The sequence below is a fragment of the Bacillus cereus group sp. N11 genome, assembly GCF_016483605.1.
In the GTDB taxonomy this organism is placed as follows: Bacteria; Bacillota; Bacilli; order Bacillales; family Bacillaceae_G; genus Bacillus_A; species Bacillus_A toyonensis.
The window spans coordinates 1-8,527 of record NZ_JAEHBN010000039.1 but is presented as its reverse complement, the minus strand read 5'-3'; the positions used below and the strand labels follow the sequence as shown (position 1 = coordinate 8,527).

The window sequence follows — 8,527 nt, the reverse complement described above, 5'->3', positions numbered from 1 at the left end:
TGTTTGTTTCGTTCAGTTTTCAAAGAACTACTTGGTCGCTCATTTGCGACTCCCTTATGTTAACATCTTCATGTTTCGATGTCAACTAAGTTTTTTATTTCGTTTGTCGTTTTCTGCGTTATTGCATCGGCGACTTGTTCTATATTACACTTCTAACCCTTAATCGTCAATACCTTTTATGTTTTTTATTTTATAAATTATAAACCTCTTAATTTCTAATCCATCCCTAGAGATTCTAAAACTCCTTTAGTTAAATTAATAATCGGCAATTTATAACCTTTAGCTTAATACTAATACTTTTCTAAAGAATGAATGTCAGGCTAAGTAAATATATATTAAGGGTAGTAGTGCACCCGAGCTAAAATTACCATTTTCCCCTCTCGCTTATCTCTAGGGGGATTATAAATAAAATACTTCCTTATCTTCTTTTCCTTTACTAAGTCGATAGAAAGGTAAAGAAATCTAATAAACTTAGGAGGCGTTATGAAATGCATGTTAATAAGAAAATCATTTATGTATCCCATGATGCCCATTTCCACGGAGCACAGCTGCTTTCTTTACATACTATTAAAGCTCTTAAAGAAAACTTCGATTACTCCGTCGCAATTATTTCTATTGGATCAGGCATTTTAATCCCCGATTTTCAAAAATATGGTCCTGTTTATTGCTTAGAGGAAGACTACCCCACGGAAGAAACGGTCGAATTATTAATAAAGACTTTATTATCACAAGACTATACCATTGCCATATGCAGTACGGTCATAAGTGGTGATATGGTTGCATTACTAGCTAGGCACAATATAAAAGTTATTTCGTTAATACATGAATTACCGCATTTAATACAACAGTACTCTGCCGAAGGAAAAGCTAGAAACATTGCTGAATCTGCTTACAAAATTGTCTTCCCTTCACAATACGTATATGAAAAATTCCTTACAATCACGCAATTAGATCATCAAAAATGTCACATTCTCCCTCAAGGTTTATTTAACCACAATCCTTATAAGAATAATATTACAGTGGCTAGAAATGAATTACGCAAAAAACTCAACCTGCCTCTAGATAGTAAAATTATTTTAGGTGTAGGTTTCGCCGATTATCGAAAAGGAATAGATTTATTCTCATTTATCGCTTACTCAGTAAGAAAGGTTCATACTAATATTCATTTTATTTGGGTAGGGAGAACAGATGTTCACCTTATGGATACTCTATCACCAAGATATAAAGCACATTTCACATTAGTTGATCCTACTCCAGATATCGGTTTATATAATGCCGGGGCTGATTTATATTTATTAACCTCAAGGGAAGACCCTTTTCCAAATGTTGTTTTAGAAGCATTAGATACAAAGGTTCCTGTTATAGGTTTTAAAAATGCTGGAGGTTTTGAGGATGTTGTTACAGAAAAAACCGGTGCCTTAGTAGACTTTTTAAACTTACCAAAAATGGTCGAAAGAATATATGAACTTATTGGAGATGAAGAGTTACGCTTACAAAAGGGGAGCTTTGGCCAAGAGCTCATTGAAAAAAACTTTAATTTTCTTAATTACATTTATCAATTATTAGCGCTTCTCGAACATAATTACAAAAAAATAAGTGTAATTGTACCAAACTATAATTATGAACACTACTTACCTGACCGAGTCAGATCAATATTAAACCAAACCTACCCCCTTTACGAACTAATTTTCCTAGACGACGCCTCTACTGACAATAGCGTATCAACATTTGAAAAGCTGCTCTCAAAAGAAAATAAGCCTCATCTGAAAGTTCAACGAATTATTAACGAAAAAAACTCTGGTTCTGTATTTAAACAATGGATAAAAGGAGTCTCCGCAGCAACCGGTGATTATATTTGGATCGCAGAATCAGATGACTTATGTGAGAAGACATTTTTACAAGAGGTGATACAAGGATTTCATATAAATAACAAGGTTACCTTAAGCTACACACAATCAAAACAAATAGACGAACAAGGAAATGTAATGGCTGATCATTATTTAAATTACACAAATGATATCGATAAAGAAAAATGGAAAACCCCCTATTTTCGAAAAGGCATAGATGAAATACAAGATACGTTACTTATTAAAAACACTATACCTAATGTCTCAAGTGTAGTGTTTAAAAACATAGATATAAAAAACACAGAAAAACAACTAGCAAAATTTAAAATTGCTGGTGATTGGTTTTTCTATGTTTCCATCCTGCAAGAGGGACATATTCACTTTAATCCAAAGTCCCTAAACTATCATAGACGACATACAAATAGTGTAACGAAAACAGAAGATTCATATTCTCATTATAATGAAGTTGTACAAATGCAGAATTTCATTAAAAAGAACTTTACTATCGACGATATTTCTAAAATGAAGATGTATACATATAGAAAATACCTAAAAACATACTTGAACATTTAACCTTGAACTTTATTTACTATCCGCATTTTTATAAGACGCTACTATTATTTAGGGGGAATACTCTTTGAAAGCATTTATAGAGGAAAATAAAAACTTAATTTCTCAAATCGCAAACAACTACAATGTAAACGCAAATATCCATCCTGAGGATCACATTTTTCAGTTCCTTGTCACTAATCCAGTCTTTCCTTCTAAAAAAGAAGCGATAGATTATTATTTTAAAGATGGACAAAAATCAGCACAAATACTCTTAGACTTAATTACTTCCTTTTATCCTACTGCAGACAATCCAATTAAATTATTAGAATTTGCATCTGGATATGGCTGCGTAACACGCCATTTATTAAATCTACAAGCAAACTTGAGTATAACTGCTTGTGATATACATGAAGAAGCTATTACTTTTATTGAAAACACATTAAATCATTCTTCTATATTATCTCACCCTGAACCTGAACATTTAAAATTGGAAACTTCTACGTACGATATTGTTTTTTGTTTATCCTTTTTTTCTCATATGCCTGATACAACTTGGTTTCGTTGGCTTCAAACATTGTATAGTGCTGTTTCACCTGGTGGTTTATTCATTTTCACCACCCATGGGTATCAAAGTAAAAAATACTTTGGATTTCCAAATTTAAATGAACAAGGCTATTGGTTCCTTCCTTCTAGTGAACAATTCGATTTAGATGTTAACCAATATGGCCAAACGATAGTTAGCCCCTCTTACGTGTGTGACAAAATTAAGTTATTACCCTATAACCCTATCATTAAAAAATACACTGAAGGGTTTTGGTGGGATCATCAAGATCTTTGGGTAATAAAAAAAGAAGTAAAATAATAAACCATGCTCTGCTTATATAAGTAGAGCATGGTTTATTATTTTTTACTATATAAGAACTCTTCAATCCATAACTTATTTAATCTAATTCCACTTTTGAAATCTATTTTAGGTTCCCAATTAAATTCTTGTCTCACCTTATCTATATTTAAAATGATTTTTTGAACATTTTCTTGTTTTGGTTTATAACAGATAAAGTCTACTTTTCTTTCTGTTATTTTCTCCAATTCCACTATAATTCGTTTTAAAGAAAGACCTTTGCCACTTCCTATATTATATACACAAGATTTCAATCGATTTAATTGTGATAGTTGTATAGTAATTTCAACTAAATCATCGATATAAATATAATCTCTAATAATCTCTTGTGGATTCCCGTATATATTAATCCTTTCATTACTAAGATGTTGGTACAAAAAACAATTTATTGCCCCAACTTTCTTTAAAGGATTTTGATATTTCCCATATGGATTAGAGTATCTACATACAACATAGTCGATGCCGTAGTTTCGCTTATAAAAATACAAATAATTCTCAAGCGAAACTTTTGTGATTCCATATGGAGAAAGTGGTTTCAACGGATGCTTCTCATCAATAGGCAAATATTCAGGTTCCCCATAAACTGTACCCCCTGAAGATGCTAATACAATTTTTTTAATACGAAAATCTTTAACACTTTCCATGAAATTAAGAAAAAAAAGGCTACTGTTAATATCCCCAAAAATATCTTCGATGGAAGTTGCTACATTAGACGTCGCAGCTAAATAAATAATAATATCCACATTCACTAAAGCTTTATATATATCTTCAACATTTTCTAAATCACCTTTAATAAATTCAACTTCATTTATAATATTTCGAGGGAAATTATTTATATGCCTGGAAAATACTTTTACATTTTGCCCCTGTTCTAATAAACCTAACGTGAGGTTAATACCAATGAAACTATTTCCACCTACTATTAAATAATTATTCTTCCTCATAATATCCTCTCTCTAGTAAGCAATTTTTTTACTCTTCACACCTAGAAATGCAAATACATGAACTCGATCATTGTTATTATTCATCCTCTTGTAATTGTATGCCCCTTATACATTTTCATTATCTTTATTTTATATTTTCATTTTAGAATCACTATCTTATCTAAAATGTCCGAAAAAACACTTATAATATTTACTCACCCCCATGAATATAGTTTATTAATAAAAAATCAACCTTCTCTTCCTATATTTCCACTCGTGTATTCCATTTAAAGATGCTTCTACATACACAAAACTCTCGAAAAAGGAGTACAGAACTCATGAAAAATATAAATCAAAAACTTTTAAACCATGTAATTCTACATAAAGATCGAATTCCACACTTCCATAAAGACTTTCCCCTTATATTATTTTGGAGTCATAGAAGCGGATGCACCGCATTAGCTAATTGGTTCTTTTTTCAAATTGGATTATATACTGAAGCAAAGAAATACAATGACTTTATTCATTACTATGAGTTCTGGGTATACAAAAACAAAGAAAATTACATACCTGAGTTACAAAATGTTCTTCTAAAAGGGAAAAAAGATGTTTGTAAACTCGTACGAAATCCCTATACAAGGGCCGTTAGCTCATTTCTATTACTTGCTGACAATCCATATGCTAGCCCACAATGGGAAAGTATCCGAAAATGTTTTTATAATGACAAATATAGTAATGAAGGAATATCATTTAAACAATTTTTATATTACGTTCAAGCACTTGGTCCCAACTCCCTAGTAATGGATATACATTTTAGTCAGCAATATGTTCAGGGGGAAGAAGCCTTCATCCAACGCTACATACCTTTAGAAGATTTTAATAAGCAAATTCCCAAAATAGAAGACGAATACGGTTTAATTAAGTCCGGCCTAGCCATACTTACGAATTCAGATCATCATCGCACTCATAAGATGATGTATGAAGGCAGCTATGCAGAACTTAGCATTACAGATGAAGCCTTCCCCCGATTTCCAACATATAAAAGCTTTTACGATAAAGAAACTATGGATTTAGTTACAGAAATATATGCACAGGACTTTGAAATGTATCCATACAAGAAAGGGATATTTTAAGTCTATACATTCTTCAATGAATAAAAGCGAATGTCTCGCATAGCATAAATTGACACTGTAATTCGCGCGAGATTATCCCTCAGCTGGTTATCCCCTTCTATCAATCGTACTTGTATGAGTTTCCTAATTTTCAGCCACTCTCTTTGATTCCTTTGATTGTTGAAGTGTGTCATACTATCCATCAACACATTGCATTTAAAACAGGAGTGATGTCATGTGGAAGACAATTTGAAACACAATACTGGGTACTGCGTTATTTGCGAGAAGGAAACTACATTTATAGAACATAATGATTGGCTTAGAGATCATTACTTATGTTCTACATGCCAATCTATACCAAGGCAGCGAGCTTTAATCCATGTTTTAAATACATTTTTTCCAAAATGGAATTCCTATAATATCCACGAATCCTCTCCTGGAGGAATTACAACTCAGCTACTAATAAAAAACTGTAAAAACTATACATATTCTCAATACTTTAAAAACTATCCTCTCGGCCAATACTTTCAAGGAATTAGATGTGAAAATTTAGAAGACATGACCTTCCCCAGTGAATCTTTTGATTTATTCATTACTCAAGATGTTTTTGAACATGTCATGACGCCAAACAAGGCATTTAAAGAAATAGAACGAGTATTAAAACCTGGTGGTGCTCATGTATTTACTGTCCCTTGGTATCATACACTCACAAAGACTGTGCAAAGAGCAAGAGTGAATAAAGAAGTAATTGAGCATATTGAAGAGCCCATTTATCATGGAAACCCTATCGATGAGAATGGGTCTTTAGTAACATTTGATTGGGGGATAGATATGATTGAATATATTTACACACAGGCAAATATGTATACTACTGTTTATTTACAAAAGGATAGATCATTAGGGTTAGATGCTGAATTTTTGCATGTTTTTATTAGTGCAAAAAAATCGTAAATAAATTTTATCATTATGTAATTTGGAGGTTTAACAAATGAATAATTTTAAGTTAGGAAGTGATTTTGATAACCTTGTTAGTCCATTATCTGACGTTGAACTTCTAAATCTATTTATACAAAGTTGCTCAGAAACAACAATAAACGGTGTACCCGTACCTTTGTTCCCCCCTGAAGAAATCCAAAAACAATTTGTAGGTGCTTCCTATGAACACGCCCTATATGAAGCATATTTGTTTTATAGTCATATAAAAACATACGCTCAAAATTTAGGGGTTCCCTTGAATAAAGACAGTAAAGTTTTAGACTTTGGTTGCGGTTGGGGACGAATTATACGCTTCTTGTTCAAAGATGTTCGGGATGAAAATCTGCTTGGGATTGATGTAGACCCCTTCATGATTACTCTTTGCAATGAAACATTAGGAAGAGGGATATATAAAACCGCAAGCCCACAACCTCCTGTAGAATTTATTCGTGACAATTCATTAGACATCATATTCGCTTATTCTGTATTCTCACATTTATCCGAAGAAACTGCAGAAAATTGGATAAAAGAATTTTCAAGAATTCTGCGTCCAGGTGGAATCTTCATCGCAACAACACAGGCACGATATTTTCTCGATTTTTGTCAACAATTCAAGGAACACCCTGAATTAATTCAAACAGGATGGCATAAAACTTTATCTCAGGCTTTTCCAGATATACATCGCGCTATCTCGGATTATGAACATGGGAATTTTGTACACAGTCCTACTGGTGCAGGAGATGTTAGAGATAGCAGCTTTTATGGAGAAACTGTTATACCTATGACCTATATTAAAAAGCATTATGAGAAGTATCTAAAACTGCGGGATTTTTTTGATGATGTAAACCGGTTACCACAGGCCCTATTTGTTCTCCAGAAAGATTAACTTCTTTCGTTCATAGTAATCCGCTTAATTTCATGATGAATGATACTTTTTATTTCAGACATATATATGAGAGCACCCAAGACTCTCGTTTTAAACTTGCTCCACAAAATCAAAAGTAACTTCCCACCACTTGAACTTCGAAGAACATAAGGGGGATATAACTTGAAAATAATCGCTTTTTACTTACCACAATTTCATCAAATAAAAGAAAATGATCGCTGGTGGGGTAAAGGTTTTACTGAATGGACGAATACTAAAAATGCACAACCTTTATTTTCAGGACATTATCAACCTAGGGAACCTTATCAAGATTTTTATTATGACTTAACTACCCCATCCGTAAGAAAATGGCAAGCAGAAATCGCGAAAGCATACGGTATATATGGTTTTTGTTATTATCACTACTGGTTTAAAGGTAAGAGGCTATTAGAAACACCTTTTAATGAGGTACTTAAGATAGGGGAACCAGATTTTCCATTTTGCCTTTCTTGGGCAAATGAGCCATGGACAAAATCTTGGGATGGTCTTGATAAACATATATTAATGCCTCAAGATTATGGAGATGTATCAGATTGGAAAAAGCACTTTGAATATTTATTACAAGCGTTCCAAGATAAAAGATATATTCGTATAGATGATAAACCTCTATTCATTATTTATCGCCCGGGACATATTCCTGATTGTGAAAAAATGCTTAATTATTGGAATGCATTAGCACGAGAAAACGGTTTAAAAGGTATATACTTTACAGAAACATTAAACAGTTTTCCACTCCCTGATATAAATGGGTTCGATGCTAGCATTCAGTTTGAACCATTTTATACAATTGCCCATGATAGCTCTTCAGACATAAATAAAACAATATATGAGTCTGGTATGCAATTAAATGCTTGGGACTACGATAAAGTATGGATGTATATATTAAAACGATCTCCTCCAAAGAAAAAAACATTCCCTGGAGCTTTCGTTGATTGGGATAACACTGCACGACGCAAAAATTCAAATAGCAGTATTTTTATAGGTTCTACTCCTGAAAAGTTCGCAATCTATTTAAGTAAGCAAATTCATCGTACTTACTCTGTTTATAACAGTGAGTTTTTATTTATCAATGCGTGGAACGAATGGGCAGAAGGAACCTACTTAGAACCAGATCAAAAATATGGATTTTCCTATTTAGAAGCGGTTAAAAAGGCAATCGATAGAGGTATGAAAGCATACAAAAAAGACGAGTCATTCTGACTCGTCTTTTTTGTATGCTTGGCGACGTCCTACTCTCACAGGGACAAGGTCCCAACTACCATCGGCGCTAGAGAGCTTAACTTCCGTGTTCG

Annotated in this window: 7 protein-coding genes and 1 rRNA gene; 6 read left to right on the top strand and 2 right to left on the bottom strand. The window is 32.9% G+C overall.

The features are described from left to right. Positions 1–488: 488 nt before the first annotated feature. On the top strand, positions 489–2,420 hold the full coding sequence (locus JDS98_RS29480; protein ID WP_199634623.1) for a glycosyltransferase: 1,932 nt from the start codon (positions 489–491) through the stop codon (positions 2,418–2,420). A 64-nt stretch (positions 2,421–2,484) separates the two neighbouring features. Then, positions 2,485–3,261, top strand: coding sequence for a class I SAM-dependent methyltransferase (locus JDS98_RS29475; RefSeq protein ID WP_097959380.1), 777 nt, complete (start codon positions 2,485–2,487; stop codon positions 3,259–3,261). A gap of 38 nt (positions 3,262–3,299) precedes the next feature. Here JDS98_RS29475 and JDS98_RS29470 read toward each other — a convergent pair whose 3' ends face one another. Beyond that, on the bottom strand, positions 3,300–4,244 hold the full coding sequence (locus JDS98_RS29470) for an NAD-dependent epimerase/dehydratase family protein (RefSeq protein WP_001230836.1): 945 nt from the start codon (positions 4,242–4,244) through the stop codon (positions 3,300–3,302). Positions 4,245–4,561: 317 nt separating this feature from the next. Here JDS98_RS29470 and JDS98_RS29465 point away from each other — a divergent pair, with 317 nt between their 5' ends. From JDS98_RS29465 to JDS98_RS29450, 4 genes are all read left to right on the top strand, one after another. Then, positions 4,562–5,356 (top strand): sulfotransferase family 2 domain-containing protein, encoded by a 795-nt coding sequence (locus JDS98_RS29465; protein ID WP_199634622.1) that lies wholly within the window; start codon positions 4,562–4,564, stop codon positions 5,354–5,356. 216 nt (positions 5,357–5,572) lie between these two features. Continuing rightward, entirely contained in the window at positions 5,573–6,286 is a 714-nt protein-coding gene (locus tag JDS98_RS29460) for a class I SAM-dependent methyltransferase (RefSeq protein WP_199634621.1), read from the top strand. 37 nt (positions 6,287–6,323) lie between these two features. Further along, positions 6,324–7,196, top strand: coding sequence for a class I SAM-dependent methyltransferase (locus JDS98_RS29455; protein ID WP_097959378.1), 873 nt, complete (start codon positions 6,324–6,326; stop codon positions 7,194–7,196). 162 nt (positions 7,197–7,358) lie between these two features. Continuing rightward, entirely contained in the window at positions 7,359–8,435 is a 1,077-nt protein-coding gene (locus tag JDS98_RS29450) for a glycosyltransferase WbsX family protein (protein WP_097959377.1), read from the top strand. 16 nt (positions 8,436–8,451) lie between these two features. Here the strand turns inward: JDS98_RS29450 and rrf are convergent. Then, positions 8,452–8,527, bottom strand: a 5S ribosomal RNA gene (rrf, locus tag JDS98_RS30920); the annotation flags it as partial.

What these genes read in the sequence shown, in the direction of transcription:
- JDS98_RS29480 (WP_199634623.1), top strand. Translation starts at nt 489, where the DNA reads ATGCATGTTAATAAGAAAATCATTTATGTATCCCATGATGCCCATTTC.
- JDS98_RS29470 (WP_001230836.1), bottom strand. Translation starts at nt 4,244, where the DNA reads ATGAGGAAGAATAATTATTTAATAGTAGGTGGAAATAGTTTCATTGGT.
- JDS98_RS29465 (WP_199634622.1), top strand. Translation starts at nt 4,562, where the DNA reads ATGAAAAATATAAATCAAAAACTTTTAAACCATGTAATTCTACATAAA.
- JDS98_RS29455 (WP_097959378.1), top strand. Translation starts at nt 6,324, where the DNA reads ATGAATAATTTTAAGTTAGGAAGTGATTTTGATAACCTTGTTAGTCCA.